Raw genomic sequence first — 14405 nt, 5'->3', positions numbered from 1 at the left:
ATCCCTGGCCTTGGGGCGCCCGAACACGGGCCGAAGCGAAGCGGAGGCCCAAAGAGACACGGCGCCGCCCCGTCCGTACCCGGGTACGGACGGGGCGGCGCCGTGTCGCTCAGGCCCGGGCCGTGGCCGCGCGGCCCTCCACACGCGTGGGGGCCTCATCGCCCAGGAAGCTCGGCTTGTGCAGCTGCGCGGTGCCGACCAGGTGCTCGGCCAGTTCCTCGGCGTCCAGGCGGCGCTCGATCTGGCGCAGGTCCGGGATCTTGGCCGCGGTCTCGACCTGACGCGGCGTCAGCATGGTGCAGCAGTCCTCGTCGGGCAGCTCGGAGATGGCGAGCGTGCCGATCCGGCGGGCCTGGTCCATGATCTCGGTCTTGTCCATGCCGATGAGCGGACGCAGGATCGGCAGGTCCACGGCGTCGTCGAGCGCGGTGATGTTGGCCATCGTCTGGCTGGACACCTGGCCCAGCGCGTCACCGGTGATCAGGCACTGCGCGCCCAGGTCGTCGGCGAGGGCCTCGGCCGTCTTGAGCATGAGCCGACGCTGGGCGACGATCTGGAGCCGCTCGATCCCGGAGCTCTTCAGCTGCTGCTGCGCCTTGCCGAAGGGGACCACGAACAGGCGCGAGCCCACCTGGTAGCGGTCGAGCTGGCGCACCAGGCTGTAGGCCTTGTAGATGGACTCGGGGCCGGTGAACGGCATGCCGGAGAAGTGCAGGAAGTCGACCTTCAGCCCGCGCCGGATCATCCGGTGGGCGGCGACGGGGGAGTCGATCCCGCCGGACATCAGCACCAGGCCGCGCCCGCTCATCCCGGCGGGCAGCCCGCCCTGGCCCGGGACGCCGTCGGTGAACACGAACGCCTCGTCCTTGTCCACCTCGACGTACAGGGTGTTCTGGGGGCGCTTGAGGTCGACCGGGTACCCGTGCGCCTCGATGATCTTCGAGCCGAGGTAGCCCGCCAGCTCGGAGGAGGTCATCGCGAAGCGCTTGTCGCGGCGGCGGGCCCGCACGGCGAACGTCCCGGTGCGGTCGGCCATGGAGCGCACGGCGACGTCGGTGATCACGTCCAGGTCCTTGGCGACGCGGCGGACCAGGTGCACCCACACGATCCCCATGACGTCGGCCATGCGGTCGGCGATCTCGGCGACCTCGAGGTCGGAGGCGCCGGGCTTGCGCACGATGATCACGCCCGAACCGCGCTGGGAGAGGCGGATCTCGCCGATGTCGCGCACGGAGTTGCGGATGTTGTTGTGCAGCCGCCGCTCGAACAGCTTGCGGTTGGAGCCCTTGAGGACGATCTCCCCGAGCTTCATCAGAACGCAGAGCTCGCCCAGTCCGGCGTCGGCTCCGGCCGGGTTTGCGGGGAGCGGCGCGGACTCAAGCGACGCGGACATGGTGCTACCTCCGGTGGATGCGCCCGGGTGCGACGTGGATGCGACGGCGGCGGGACCGGGCACACCCGCCGTCCCCCTCCAGTATCGAACACCGTGCCCACCGCTCCAGCCGTTTTCCGGGGGGAACCGGCCACACGCCGGGCACGCGACCGCCCGCCGCGCCCCGGGAGCGACGGCGGGCGGGAGAGCGGCGGCGGTCAGCCGAAGAAGGTCTCGGCCTCCTGGTAGCGCTCGCCGGGGACGGTCTTGAGGGTGTCGGTGGCCTCGGCGAGGTCGACGCGGACGACGTCGGTGCCCTGGAGGCCGACCATCTTCCCGAAGTCGCCGTCGGCGACGGCGTCGATCGCGTGCAGGCCCAGACGGGTGGCCAGGACCCGGTCGAAGGCGGTGGGGGTGCCGCCGCGCTGCACGTGGCCGAGCACGACCGAGCGCGCCTCCTTGCCGGTGCGGTGCTCGATCTCGTCGGCCAGGCGCTGGCCGATGCCGCCCAGGCGGACGTGGCCGAAGGCGTCCTTCTCGCCGGTGGCCAACTCCATCTGCCCCTCCTTGGGGTGGGCGCCCTCGGCGACGACGATGATCGGCGCGTACTGGGTGCGGAACCGGCTCTCGACGTGCTTGACGACCTCGTCCATGTCGAAGGGCCGTTCCGGGACGAGGATGACGTTGGCGCCCGCGGCCATGCCCGAGTGCAGCGCGATCCATCCGGCGTGGCGGCCCATGACCTCGACCACGAGCGCCCGGTGGTGGGATTCGGCCGTGGTGTGCAGGCGGTCGATCGCCTCCATGGCGATGTTCACGGCGGTGTCGAAACCGAACGTGTAGTCGGTCGCGTTGAGGTCGTTGTCGATGGTCTTGGGCACGCCCACGACCTTGACGCCGCGGTCGTGCAGCTGGCGGGCCACGCCCAGGGTGTCCTCGCCGCCGATGGCGACGAGGGCGTCCACGCCCAGCCCGGCCATGTTGTCCTTGACCCGCTCGACGCCGCCCTCGATCTTCATGAGGTTGGTCCGCGAGGAGCCCAGGATGGTTCCGCCGCGCGGGAGGATGCCGCGGACGGCCTCCACGTCCAGCGTCATGGTGTCGCCCTCGAGGGGGCCGCGCCACCCGTCACGGAAGCCGACGAACTCGTAGCCGTGGTCCTTGATGCCCTTGCGCACCACGGCGCGGATGACCGCGTTGAGACCGGGGCAGTCTCCACCACCGGTCAGAACACCGACTCGCATGCGACTTCTCCTCGACGTTGTGGGTTCTGGGCGGCGCCCGCCGCCATATGGTCTAGACCATAGTGTCAGGGTGGAGCACAGGCCAACCCCCGGGGCGAATTCACCGACCGTTCACTCGTCCAGCCCCTGGTCGATCGCGTATCGCACCAGTTCGACACGGTTGTGCAGGTGCAGTTTGGTGAGGGTGTTCTGGACGTGGTTCTGGACGGTCCGGTGCGCGATCGACAGCCTCCGCGCGATCTGCTTGTACGCCAGCCCCTTGGCCACCAGGCGCAGGACCTCGGTCTCCCGGGGGGTCAGCACCGGCGCGCCCTTGTCGGGGCCCGTGCCGGCGGTCGACGACAGCCGCCGGTACTCGCCCAGGACCAGTCCCGCCAGCCCCGGGGTGTACACGGCCTCGCCGGTGTTCACGCGGCGCACCGCGTCCAGCAGCTCCTCGCGCCCGGCCGACTTGACCAGGTAGCCCGTCGCGCCCGCCTTGACCGCGGCCAGCACGTCGTCGCCGGCCCCGCTGGCCGAGAGCACCAGGACGCGCGGCGGCTCGTCCAGGGCCACCAGGCCGGACGTGAGCTCCACCCCGGTCATGTCGGGCAGGTTGAGGTCCACCACCGCCAGCGTGGGCCGCGCGGCGGGGGCGATGCGCAGCGCCTTGGCGCCGTCTCCCGCCGTTCCCACCACCGCGAAGCCCGCCTCCTCGAGGTCGCGCGCCACCGCGTCACGCCACATCGGGTGGTCGTCCACCACCAGTACCCGGACCGCCTCGCTCTCCATGCGGGCGAGCCTATCCCGACCGGAGGGGCCGCTACGGCCGACGGTCAGTCGTCGTCCTGCTCGAACTGACCGAAGTCGATGCCGCCCGGGGTCGCGATGATCTCGATCTCCGTGCCCTCGGGGGCCCGACCCGTCTGGGACTGCTCCGACACGATGTCGCCGCCGAAGAACCGTTCGACGCTCACCTCGAAGCCGGCGTCCTCCAGTGCCCTGCGCGCCTCGCCGATCCGCATGCCGACGACGTCGGGGATGTCGACCCCGGGCGGACCGCTGGAGACGGTGAGCGTGACGGTGGCGTTGGCGCCCACCGTGCTGCCGTTGTCCGGGTCCTGGCTGATCACCAAGCCCTCGCCGACGTCCTCGCTCTCCTGCTCGACGACCTCGACCGTGAGCCCGAGGTCCTCCAGGGTCTGGCGGGCCCGCTCCAGCTCCTGGCCGCCCACGGCGGGGACCTGGATCCCGCGGCTGATCTGGACGGTGACGGTCTCCTCGCGGTCGGCGTCCTCACCCGCGGCCGGGTCGGTGGAGATCACCTCGCCCGGCGGCACGTCCTCGGCGTCCACGACGTCCTCCTCGAGGTTCTCCGTGCTGAAGCCGAGCTCCTCCAGGGCCGCCATCGCGTCGGCGCCGTCCTGGCCCACCAGGTCGGGCATCTCGACCACCTGTGGACCCCTGGACACGAACGCCGTGATCTCGTCTCCGGGGGACACCCGCGTCCCCGCCTCCGGTTCGGTGCGCGCGACCGCCCCTGCCTCGACGTCGCTGTAGACGCTCTCCTCCGCCTCCACGAGGACGAGACCCTCGGCGCGGACCTCGTCACGGGCGGCGGAGACGCTCACGCCCGTCACGTCCGGGACGCTCTCGAACCGTCCCAGGAGCAGCCACCAGCCGGCGCCGAACACGACGATCGCCATGACCGCGCCGGCGATGCCCAGCAGGAGGTTGCGCCGCCGCCGCAGGGCGTCGTCGGCGTCGTCGTCATCGGGGTAGTCGGGGTAGTCGTCATAGCGGTCGTCGTCCAGGGGGACGGCGCCCATGTCCACGACCATCGTGGCGTTCCCGGTGCCCGGTCCGGCGCCCCCGGCGATGAGCTGCGGCGCGGTCACGGCGGCCGTCGTCGCACCCGACGGCGCGACGGGCGCCAGCGGGCCCTGGGCGCCCCCCTCGTCCTCGGGCAGTCCCTGAAGCACCTCCAGGACCCTGGCCAGGTACTGGCCGGCGTTGCTCGGCCGGTACCGCGGGTCGCGTTCGGTGGCCTTGGTGACGAGGTCGTCGACCTCCGGGGCCAGCCTCGGAAGGTAGTGCGAGGGACGCGGCACGTCCTCGGTCACGTGCTGGTAGGCGATGGCGATCGGCGTCTCGCCGGTGTGCGGCTGACTGCCGGTGAGCAGCTCGTAGAGCATGATGCCCGCGGCGTAGACGTCCGTGCGGGCGTCGGCCACGCCCTGCTCGATCTGCTCGGGCGCGAGGTAGGCCGCCGTGCCCATGAGGGTGCCGGTGCGGGTGAGTCCCTGGTTGGACTGCTCCACGGCCCGGGCCAGACCGAAGTCGGCCACCTTGACCATGCCCTCGTGGGTGATGAGGACGTTCTCGGGCTTGACGTCGCGGTGGATCATCCCCGCCTGGTGGGCGGCGCCCAGCGCGGCGAGCACGGAGGCCATCACGTGGAGGGCCTCGCGGGTGCCCAGACGGCCGACCGACTTGAGCCGGTCGCGCAGGGTCAGGCCCGGCACGTACTCCATCGCCAGGAAGACGTGCCCCTGGTCCTCACCCTGGTCGAAGACCTGGACGACGTTGGGATGGGAGAGCTTGGCGACGGAGTGGGCCTCGTTGATGAAGCGCTGGACGAACGTCGGGTCCTGCGCGAGCGACGGGTGCATCACCTTGAGCGCCAGTCGCCGGTCGAGCCTCAGGTCGTGGGCGACGTAGACGGTCGCCATCCCGCCACCGGCGATCCTGGACTCGACGAAGTAGCGTCGGTCCAGCGTCGCGCCTACGAGGGGATCGGAAGTCGTCATGTCCACGGCGGAGTAGTGTCCTTGCTGCGGGGAGCGTGGGCGTTCGCGGCCGGTGGCGCGTACCCGACACCGGGTGTCGAACCGACACGATAGCGGAAGCTCGCGCCCGGGCCGCCCCGCGGATCGCGGTCGTGCCGCCCGGATTCTCCTGCACGGGCGGCGTTCGCGGGTCGTGTCCGGTCGTGCGGTGCCGCTCCGTTCGCACCGCGTACCCCACCCACGGTACGGGACGCCGCCAAACGCCCGTGAGGACCTCGGCGGCGCCCGTCGTCAATCGACCGCGGGGGAGGACGCCTGGGCGTGTCGGCGGACCGGGATCCGCCCCGCCAGGCGCGCGGCGCGGCCCGCGCGGACGGCGTCGCGCATGGCCGCCGCCATCCGCACCGGGTCCTGGGCGCGGGTCACCGCCGTGGCGAGCAGGACCGCGTCGCAGCCCAGCTCCATGGCCAGGGCGGCGTCGCTGGCGGTGCCGATCCCGGCGTCGACGATCACCGGGACGCCCGCCTGTTCGACGATCAGCTCCAGGTTGTGCGGGTTGCGGATGCCCAGGCCGGAGCCGATCGGCGCGGCCAGCGGCATCACCGCGGCGCACCCCAGCTGCTCCAGGCGGCGGGCCAGGACCGGGTCGTCGTTCGTGTAGGGGAGAACGGTGAAGCCCTCGTCGACGAGCCGTTCGGCGGCGTCGAGCAGCTCCACCGGGTCGGGCAGGAGGGTGTGCTCGTCCGCGACGACCTCCAGCTTGACCCAGTCGGTTCCCAGGGCCTCCCGACCGAGGCGGGCGGTGCGCACGGCGTCGGCGGCGGTGAAACAGCCCGCGGTGTTGGGCAGGGGGCGGATCTTGTTCCGGGTCAGGACGTCCCACACCGACCCCTGGGCGCCGGGCGTCACCCGGCGCATCGCCACGGTGGTCAGCTCGGTCCCCGACGTGACGAGCGCCTCCTCCAACACCTCCATCGACGGGGCGCCGCCGGTGCCGGTGATGAGCCGGGAGCCGAAGGAGACGCCGTCGATCACCAACGGGTCGTCCACGGTGTCGGTCATGGTCAGCCTCCCTGCACTGCGGTCAGGACGTCCACGCGGTCGCCGGAGCCCAGGGGCGTGTCGGCCCAGGCGGTCCGGCGCACCACCTCGTCGTTGACGGCCACGGCGATGCCGCCCGGGACCTCCCCGCCCGCCGGTGCGGCCAGGTCGCGCACGACCGCGGCGACGGTGGCGTCCTCGGCGACCTCGCGCCGGTCGCCGTTGATGATCAGTTCCACTGCTTCTCCCACGTGCTCGTGTGGCCGCCGCCCAGCTCGCGGTCGGCGGCGAAGGCGCGCGCGTACTCCGGCAGGGCGCCGCCGGTGAGGGCCTCGGCCATGACCTCGCCGGTGACCGGGGTCAGCAGGACGCCGTGCCGGTAGTGACCGCCCGCCAGGTGCACACCGGGGATCCGGGTGGGGCCCAGGAGCGGTTCGTTGTCGGGTGAGCCCGGGCGCAGGCCGACGCAGGTCTCGGTGACCTCCAGTTCGGTGACGCCCGGGACGAGTTCGCGCGCGTCCCGCAGGACCCGCCACAGCCCCCCGGCGGTCAGCGCCGTGTCGTAGCCCAGCTCCTCCTGGGTGGCGCCGACGATGACCTCCCCGTCCTCGCGCGGCACGAGGTAGACGGGGAAGCCGCGGACCAGCCCCCGGACCGTGCGCCCGACGATGGGCGGCTCCCCGGCGGGCGGGCGCATCCGCAGCAGCTGGCCCTTGACCGGGCGCAGGTGCGGCACCACCGGCTCGGGGACGGTGATCCGGTCGTTCCAGCACCCCGCCGCCAGGACCACCTGGTCGGTGGGCAGGACGTCGCCGTCCGCCAGGCGCACGCCCAGGGGCGCGCCGCCGGGGCCGCCGTCGGTGACCTCCTCGACCCGGTCGGCCAGCTCGGCCACGCCCGCCCGTACGCCCGCCACGGCCAGAGCCCGCAGCACCATCCGGGGGTCCACCGAGTGGTCGTCGGGGGCGTGCAGGCCACCGCGCACGGACGGAGCGAGCATGGGTTCCAGGCGTCGGCACTCACGGCTGGTCAGGCGCTCGCCGGCGACGCCGATGCGCCGCTGGAGGTCCTGGAGGTCGCTGAGGACGGCGAGGTCGTCGCGGTCGAAGGCGACCAGGAGCGTGCCGGTGGTGTGGTAGCCCACCCGCACGCCGCTCGCCCGCTCCAGCTCGGCGACGAAGTCGGGGTACATGCCCGTCGACCGGACGCCGAGTTCGACCAGTCGCTCCTCGCCGAACGCCGCCTCGGTGGCGGGGGTGAGCATGCCCGCGGCGACCACGGAGGAGGCCCGGGCGCGGGTGGGACGGCCGACGGGGTCGGGTTCGACGAGGGTGACGGACAGTCCGCGCTGGGCGGCGCGCCAGGCGGTGACCCGCCCGACGAGGCCGCCGCCGACCACGACCACCCGGTCGCCGTCATTGGTAGGACGACTCGCCGCGGAGCGGGGCTCGTTCGATGTGCGCATGGCGCTGGGTTCCACTCCCTTCGCCGGTATGACCCGGATCAGGTTCGTGCGGTCGGAGGCCGGATCAGCCTCCCTCTCAGCCGGGTCCACCCGGCTCCCGCGGGACGTTCGCTTCCGGGTTCATCCTAGATCAACCCGGTTCGGGGGTGGTGACGGGGATCTCGCGGGTACGCGCCGAGCACTCCCGACGAAGGTGTCCGGGCCCCTCGCCCGTGTGGCAGATTGGAGACGTGACACAACGCGAATCCGACATCGACGCACTGGTCGGCGAGTGGCTGACCCTCAGGCAGGCGGCGGCGCCGCTGGGCGTGAGCCCGAACCGGATCAAGCAGCTGATCCGGGAGAACCGCATGATGGGCGTCGTCCGCTCCGGAGAGCTGTCCATTCCGGCCGCGTTCCTGGACGGGGACGACCTCGTCAAGGGCCTGCCGGGGACACTGGTGCTGCTCAGCGACGCGGGCTTCTCCACCGAGGACGCCCTGCGCTGGCTGTTCACGCCCGACGACACGCTGCCGGGCACGCCGATCCAGGCCATGCGCGAGAACCGGGGCACCGAGGTCCGTCGCCGGGCGCAGAGCCTGGCCTTCTGAGGGGCGCGCCGTGGGGGGCCGCCCCTTGGGCGCACCACGGCACAGGCCCTAGGCTGGGCGGCGTGAGGACCAGCCACGGAACCAGCCTGCGCAAGCGCCTGGACGCATCCCTTCTGTACCTGTGCACCGACGCCCGGCGCGAGCGCGGCGATCTCGCCGAGTTCGCGGACGCCGCCCTCGCCGGGGGCGCGGACATCATCCAGCTCCGCGACAAGGGCCTGGAGGCGCGCGAGGAGATCGCCGCCCTGGAGGTGCTCAGGGAGGCCTGCGAGCGGCACGGATCCCTGCTCGCCGTCAACGACCGGGCCGACATCGCCCGCGCGGTGCGCGCCGACGTCCTGCACCTGGGCCAGCGCGACCTGCCCGTCCCCATGGCCCGGGACATCATCGGCGCGGACCCGATCATCGGCCGCTCCAACAACGACATCGACGCCGCGACCGACTCCGCCGCCGAGCTCGGCAGCGACTACTTCTGCGTGGGCCCGACCTGGGCGACCCCCACCAAGCCGGGGCGGCCCGCCGCCGGGCTGGAGCTGGTCGAGCGGGCCGCCGCGCTGGACACGGACAAGCCGTGGTTCGCCATCGGCGGGATCGACCAGTCCAACATCGACCGCGTGCTCGACGCCGGGGCCCGCCGGGTCGTGGTCGTCCGCGCGATCACCGAGGCGGAGGACCCCCGGGCGGCCGCCGCCGAGCTGCGCGCCCGTCTGGCCGCCCGCGCCTAGCGGTCCCCCGCGGCGTCACACGGCGACGTGCGACAGGGCGCTCGGGTGGCGCCGCAGGAACCCCTCGATGGACTGGGCCGGGTGCCCGGTCAGCTTCGGAACGGTGGGCGCGACCACGTCCATCTCCCCGGTGGCGATCGCCGCGTAGGACGACGCCCACCCCTCGATCGCCCACTCGGGCGCCCCGCTGGACCGGCGCGACTCCAGCGCCTCCTCCCACGTCTCCGGCACGTACCGGACGGCGCGGCCGGTCAGGGAGGAGAGTTTGTCCACGGTGGCGCCCAACGTCAGCGCCTCCGGGCCGGTGACGTCGTGGGTCGCGTTGTCGGACACGGCGATCACCGCCGGGTCGGTCAGCACGGCGGTCGCCACGTCCGCCACGTCGTCGCGCGACACCCAGGCGACCCGGCCGTCACCGGCGGGCCCGCGCACCACACCGTGCTCGTCCGCCCAGCGCGGCAGCAGGTCCAGGTACAGGCTGGGTCTCAGGAAGGTGTGCGCCACCCCGGACATCCGGATGTGCGCCTCGGTGAAGAAGTGCGTCCGGGCGAAGGTGAACGTGGCGGCCGGCCCGGCGCTGAGGAACGACAGGTAGACGATCCGCGACACCCCCGCCTTGACCGCCGCGTCCACCGCGCTCGTGTGCGCGTCGATCCGGTCCTCCGACTCGGTCGCCGACACGAGGAACAGCGTGTCCACCCCGCGGCAGGCGCGCTCGAAGTCGGTGGTGTCCTCGTAGGCCGCCATCGCCGCGCTGCTGCCCGGGTACTCCGGCGCCCGGTTGATGTCGCGGACGATGAGCCGCTGCGCCATCCCGAGCCGTGCGATCCGGGCCGCGACGCGTCCGCCGACGGCCCCGGTCGCCCCGGTCACCCCTATGGTGTGGTTTGTCATCTGATCGTCGCCCATGACACCCCATCCTGAGGGATCGGAACGGGCCGGGCGCCGAACGGCACGCGCGTTTTTGCGGCTTCCGGTCAGCGGGTGGTGCGCTCTTGGTCCTCGTCTCCGGAGGGCGCGGTGGCCGCCTCCCGGAGGGGACGCCGGTAGGACAGGCGGCGCAGCAGCACCTCGGCGGGACCGCGGCGGCCCGTGCGCTCCAGCGCGTAGGCGAACACCACGGTCACCAGCCACACCCCGGCCGCGAACAGGAACATGCTCCACGACGTCAGGTGCGCGGCCAGCCCCAGACCCCACGCGGCCAGCAGCGGCGCGCACAGCACCGACTGCGCGAGGTAGCACGAGAGCGAACGCCGCCCGGTGGCGGTCAGCGCGGTCAGCACCACGCCGGGCTCGCGCCCGCGCCGCTGGATCCGGTGGGCGATGAGCGCGATCAGCGCGACGTAGCCCAGGCCGCCCATCATGCCGGTGGTGACGTCCAGCATGGACAGCGCGTCGCCCGGAGACCAGTCCAGGACCCCGATCTGCGTCAGCGCCGTCGGGGCGCCGCCCAGCCAGCCCGCGGCGATGCCGCCGAAGGCGACCCGGCGCAGCAGGACGAGGTGGCGTCCGGGCTCCTCCAGGATCCGGCGGCGCGCGGCCCAGAACCCGAGCAGGATCGCGGTGGGGACCACCATCCCCAGCACGCCCTGGCCGAGGACGATCAGGGGCCAGGCGGTGATGCGGCCCAGGGCGGCGCCGAGCAGGGAGGGGTTCCCGATGTTCTCGGCCAGCGAGCCCATGAAGTCCGCCGCCGAGCCCTCCCCACCGGACTGCGACAGCGCGAGCGGCAGGAGACTGAGGACCGACAGCAGCGCCAGGACGCCCGTGATCGCCCCGGCCCACACCAGCAGGGTGGTGTCCCTGCGGCGGAGGAACAGCCAGCACATCAGCAGACCGGCCAGGCCGTAGGCGCCCAGCACGTCGCCCATCCACAGCAGGAGGGCGTGCACGAACCCGAACGCCAGCAGCCACAGGTTGCGCCGGCGCAGGAGGGCGGACACGTCCTTGGGGTCGGCCCCGGCGGCCTCCTGCCGCGTGGCGAGCTGCACGATCCCGTACCCGAAGAGGAACGCGAACATCGGGTAGCTGCGCGAGTCCACGGCCACGATGGTGAAGAACTGCGCGACCGCGTCCAGCGGGCCCTCGGGCTCGGGGTGGGCGCCCAGACCGCCCATCGGCACCGCCCATAGGTACCAGACCGTGTTGGCGAGCGCGATGAACAGCAGCATGAAACCGCGCGCCAGGTCCGGTGCGAGCGCCCGCTCACCCGCCCCCGCCGGCCCTCTCGACGCGGTTCTCGCAGACATGACGACGTCCCCCCGTGATCGCGATATGACTGTCGACGATTCAATCGGGTGGGAACGGCGGGCGGCAACCTACTTTCGTAGGGTTCGTCCCCGACGTCCGTCTCGGGCCGTGTGGCCCGGTACTCAGTGCGTCCGGGACGTGGCGGCCACCACGAGCCGACGCAGCGGCTCGCGGGCGTCGGCGTCCAGCTCGGGGTTCTCCAGGGCGGCCATCGCCTGCCCGGCGTACTCCTCGATGAGCGCCTCACACGCCTTGAGCGCACCGCAGTCGGCGATCAGTCCGCACATCCACTCGACCGACTCCGCGGACAGGTCCGGCGTGCCCAGCAGGGAGCGGAACCGGTCGGCGTCGGCGCGCCCGGCGCGGGCGAGGGTCTCGGCCACGACCAGGGTCCGCTTCCCCTCGCGCAGGTCGTCCCCGGCGGGCTTGCCCGTGGTGCCCGGGTCGCCGAACACCCCGAGGACGTCGTCGCGCAGCTGGAAGGCCACGCCCAGCGGCAGGCCGTAGCCGGTGTAGACCCCCTCCAGCGCGTCGAGTCGACCGGCCAGTGCCGCGCCCAGGTGCAGCGGGCGCTCGATCGTGTACTTGGCCGACTTGTAGCGCATCACGCGCAGCGCGGCCTCGCGCGTTCCGGTCCCGCGCACCTGCTCCAGGGTGTCGAGGTACTGCCCCGCCATCACCTCGGTGCGCATGGCGTCGAAGGGCCGCCGACCGGCCTGGAGCGTCTCCAGCGCGAACCCGCTGGCCTGGTACATCTCGTCGGACCAGGCCAGACAGATGTCGCCGATGAGGATCGCCGCGCCCTGGCCGAACCCCGCGCTGTCGCCGCTCCAGCCGTGCTCGGCGTGCAGGGTCTCCAGCCGTTTGTGCGTGGCGGGCAGCCCGCGGCGGGTGTCGCTGCGGTCGATGACGTCGTCGTGGATCAGCGCGCACGCCTGGAGGAACTCCAGGGACGCGGCGGCACGGGTGATCCGGTCGTCCTCCGCGGCGCCGCCCGCGCCGCGCCACCCCCAGTAGCAGAAGGTCGGTCGCAGGCGCTTGCCGCCCGTGAGCATCGCCTCGAGGGAGTCCATGGCCGGGGCCAGCTCCTCGCCGATCTCCAACAGCTGGGTCCGGTGCGCGGCGCAGAACGCGGCCAGCTCGTCGTCCACGGCCGAGCGGATCACGGACACGGGAGAGGCGGACGGGGCGGAGGAAGCGAAAGGGGCCATACCCAGCACACTAGTGGCTGGTCGGGACGGCCGGTGCGGACTCCGCGGATCGCCCACGGCCTCCGGCGCACCCCGTCCCCGGCACGCGTAAGACCATATTCGAGACAGTCCGTCTCACGGAATGGGACGATTCTTTCGATGCGCGAGGGGGCTCGCCTAAGGTTGTACGCATGCTGGCTGCACCGACACGCCCCGCGGGGCTCCGAAACCCGGCCCAACGGCCGCGTCAGATTCGTGAACTCCTCGACTCGGGCGAGCCGATGTTCTCCTTCGAGTTCTTCCCGCCGCGCGGCCCCAAGTCCCAGGCGCGGCTGTGGCGCGCCATCCGTGAGATCGAGGCGCTCGGCCCCTCCTTCGTCTCGGTCACCTACGGCGCGGGCGGCGGAACCCGCGACCTCACCGTGGAGACGACCGAGCGCATCGCGACCGACACCACGCTGCTGCCGGTCGCGCACATGACGCTGGTCGACCACTCGGTCGCCGAGCTGCGGCACCTCATCGGGCGGCTGTCCGACGCGGGCGTGTCCAACATGCTGGCCGTGCGCGGCGACCCTCCCGGCGATCCGACCGGCGAGTGGGTCCGGCACCCCCGGGGGCTGACCTACGCCGAGGAGCTGGTCCGGCTGCTCAAGGACAGCGGGGACTTCAGCGTGGGTGTGGCGGCCTTCCCGTACAAGCATCCCCGGTCGGCCGACGTCGAGACCGACACCGACCACTTCGTGCGCAAGTGCGAGGCGGGCGCGGACTACGCCATCACCCAGATGTTCTTCGAGGTCGAGGACTACCTGCGACTGCGGGACCGGGTGGCCGCGCGCGGCTGCGGGGTGCCGATCATCCCCGAGGTGTTCCCGGTGGTGAAGCTGGCCTCGATCCCGCACTCGGAGAAGCTCTCCGGGGCGCCCTTCCCGCCCGCGCTGGCCGAGCGCTACGCGAGCCTCGGCGACGACGCCGACGCCGTGCGGTCGTTCGGAGTCGAGTACGCCCAGCGCATGTGCGAGCGGCTGCTCGCCGAGGGGGCGCCGGGCATCCACTTCATCACCTTCAACCAGTCCACCGCCACCAGGGAGATCTACCGGGAGGTCGCTCCGGGCAAGCCCGCAGGGGGAGCCGGGCGGCCATGATCGAGAAGGGCTGACTCGGGCTGCCGGGGAAGGAGAAGTCCCCCAGCAGCTCGGTGAACCCGCACGAGCGGTACAGGTGGCGCGCCGCGGTGGGTCCCACGCGTGTGGACAGCACCGCGGTGCGCTCCGTCCGCCCCTCGCACAGGGCGTGCAGCATCGCCCGTCCGATGCCCTGGTTCTGCGCCTCGGGGTGGACGTGGACCTCGGCGATCTCCAGCGGGTCGGACAGGTAGCGGCGCGCCAGCCGCGCCCGGCCACGGGCGTGCAGCGCCTCGGTGACGACGTCGTGCCACCACTGGCCCCCGTGCCCGTGGAACCCGTAGGCGAAGCCGACCGCCCGTTCCCCGCGCACCGCCACCACCGAGCGGAACCCCGGGTGGCGGGTGTGTCCGTTCATGACGGAGGCCCGGCCCGGCAGTTGTTCGGGCGGGGGGAGCATGGCCGCCTCGTACACCCCGAGGAGGGCGGGGACGGCGTGCGCGAACGCCGCGGGGGCGAGTTCGCGCAGTTCGGTGTCTGCTGCCACCCCGTCAGCCTAGATCGTGTCCGGCGGGCGCGTCGCTTGACGCGTTCCCCGCCCTGGGGTTAACTGGTGGCTGTCGAACTGGCGTTCGATTG

General features: G+C 72.8%; 14 protein-coding genes and 1 riboswitch. Of the genes, 3 read left to right on the top strand and 11 right to left on the bottom strand.

Translation table 11 applies throughout. The annotated features are described in order from the left end of the window. Positions 1-109: 109 nt before the first annotated feature. From thiI to thiO, 7 genes are all read right to left on the bottom strand, one after another. The gene (gene thiI, locus AB0I72_RS25195) at positions 110-1393 is read right to left on the bottom strand and encodes a tRNA uracil 4-sulfurtransferase ThiI (RefSeq protein WP_358572876.1); all 1284 of its coding nucleotides are present in this window, start codon (positions 1391-1393) and stop codon (positions 110-112) included. 197 nt (positions 1394-1590) lie between these two features. Beyond that, positions 1591-2616: a 6-phosphofructokinase gene (locus tag AB0I72_RS25190; RefSeq protein WP_358572874.1), complete on the bottom strand. Its 1026-nt coding sequence runs from the start codon at positions 2614-2616 to the stop codon at positions 1591-1593. Positions 2617-2727: 111 nt separating this feature from the next. Beyond that, complete coding sequence (locus AB0I72_RS25185) at positions 2728-3387, bottom strand: response regulator transcription factor (protein ID WP_358572872.1); 660 nt, start codon at positions 3385-3387, stop codon at positions 2728-2730. A gap of 44 nt (positions 3388-3431) precedes the next feature. Further along, on the bottom strand, positions 3432-5411 hold the full coding sequence (gene pknB, locus AB0I72_RS25180) for a Stk1 family PASTA domain-containing Ser/Thr kinase (protein ID WP_358572870.1): 1980 nt from the start codon (positions 5409-5411) through the stop codon (positions 3432-3434). 264 nt (positions 5412-5675) lie between these two features. After that, the gene (locus tag AB0I72_RS25175) at positions 5676-6446 is read right to left on the bottom strand and encodes a thiazole synthase (RefSeq protein WP_358572868.1); all 771 of its coding nucleotides are present in this window, start codon (positions 6444-6446) and stop codon (positions 5676-5678) included. A 2-nt stretch (positions 6447-6448) separates the two neighbouring features. Then, complete coding sequence (thiS, locus tag AB0I72_RS25170; protein WP_358572866.1) at positions 6449-6664, bottom strand: sulfur carrier protein ThiS; 216 nt, start codon at positions 6662-6664, stop codon at positions 6449-6451. Then, on the bottom strand, positions 6655-7890 hold the full coding sequence (thiO, locus tag AB0I72_RS25165) for a glycine oxidase ThiO (protein WP_358572864.1): 1236 nt from the start codon (positions 7888-7890) through the stop codon (positions 6655-6657). The genes thiS and thiO overlap by 10 nt, the downstream gene beginning before the upstream one ends. Further along, a riboswitch (TPP riboswitch) is annotated at positions 7888-8001 on the bottom strand. Its footprint overlaps the gene before it by 3 nt. Before the next feature lie 119 nt (positions 8002-8120). On the opposite strand from thiO, the gene AB0I72_RS25160 reads away from it, so the two are divergent. Next, positions 8121-8480, top strand: coding sequence for an Rv2175c family DNA-binding protein (locus AB0I72_RS25160; RefSeq protein WP_358572862.1), 360 nt, complete (start codon positions 8121-8123; stop codon positions 8478-8480). Between the two features lie 62 nt (positions 8481-8542). Further along, complete coding sequence (gene thiE, locus AB0I72_RS25155; RefSeq protein ID WP_358572860.1) at positions 8543-9205, top strand: thiamine phosphate synthase; 663 nt, start codon at positions 8543-8545, stop codon at positions 9203-9205. A 15-nt stretch (positions 9206-9220) separates the two neighbouring features. Here thiE and AB0I72_RS25150 read toward each other — a convergent pair whose 3' ends face one another. From AB0I72_RS25150 to AB0I72_RS25140, 3 genes are all read right to left on the bottom strand, one after another. Next, on the bottom strand, positions 9221-10114 hold the full coding sequence (locus tag AB0I72_RS25150; RefSeq protein WP_358572858.1) for an SDR family oxidoreductase: 894 nt from the start codon (positions 10112-10114) through the stop codon (positions 9221-9223). 68 nt (positions 10115-10182) lie between these two features. Next, the gene (locus AB0I72_RS25145) at positions 10183-11454 is read right to left on the bottom strand and encodes a DUF418 domain-containing protein (RefSeq protein WP_358572856.1); all 1272 of its coding nucleotides are present in this window, start codon (positions 11452-11454) and stop codon (positions 10183-10185) included. 123 nt (positions 11455-11577) lie between these two features. Beyond that, on the bottom strand, positions 11578-12666 hold the full coding sequence (locus AB0I72_RS25140; RefSeq protein ID WP_358572854.1) for a polyprenyl synthetase family protein: 1089 nt from the start codon (positions 12664-12666) through the stop codon (positions 11578-11580). A 260-nt stretch (positions 12667-12926) separates the two neighbouring features. Here AB0I72_RS25140 and AB0I72_RS25135 point away from each other — a divergent pair, with 260 nt between their 5' ends. Then, positions 12927-13787, top strand: coding sequence for a methylenetetrahydrofolate reductase (locus tag AB0I72_RS25135; protein WP_358572887.1), 861 nt, complete (start codon positions 12927-12929; stop codon positions 13785-13787). Here AB0I72_RS25135 and AB0I72_RS25130 read toward each other — a convergent pair. After that, a complete protein-coding gene (locus AB0I72_RS25130; RefSeq protein ID WP_358572852.1) occupies positions 13708-14313 on the bottom strand; it encodes a GNAT family N-acetyltransferase in 606 nt (201 codons plus the stop codon). The two genes, AB0I72_RS25135 and AB0I72_RS25130, sit on opposite strands and share 80 nt — an antisense overlap. Positions 14314-14405 lie beyond the last annotated feature (92 nt).

Origin of the sequence: Nocardiopsis sp. NPDC049922 (assembly GCF_040660275.1) — a bacterium.
Lineage (GTDB): Bacteria > Actinomycetota > Actinomycetes > Streptosporangiales > Streptosporangiaceae > Nocardiopsis.
This window is presented reverse-complemented; position numbering and strand designations above follow the sequence as displayed.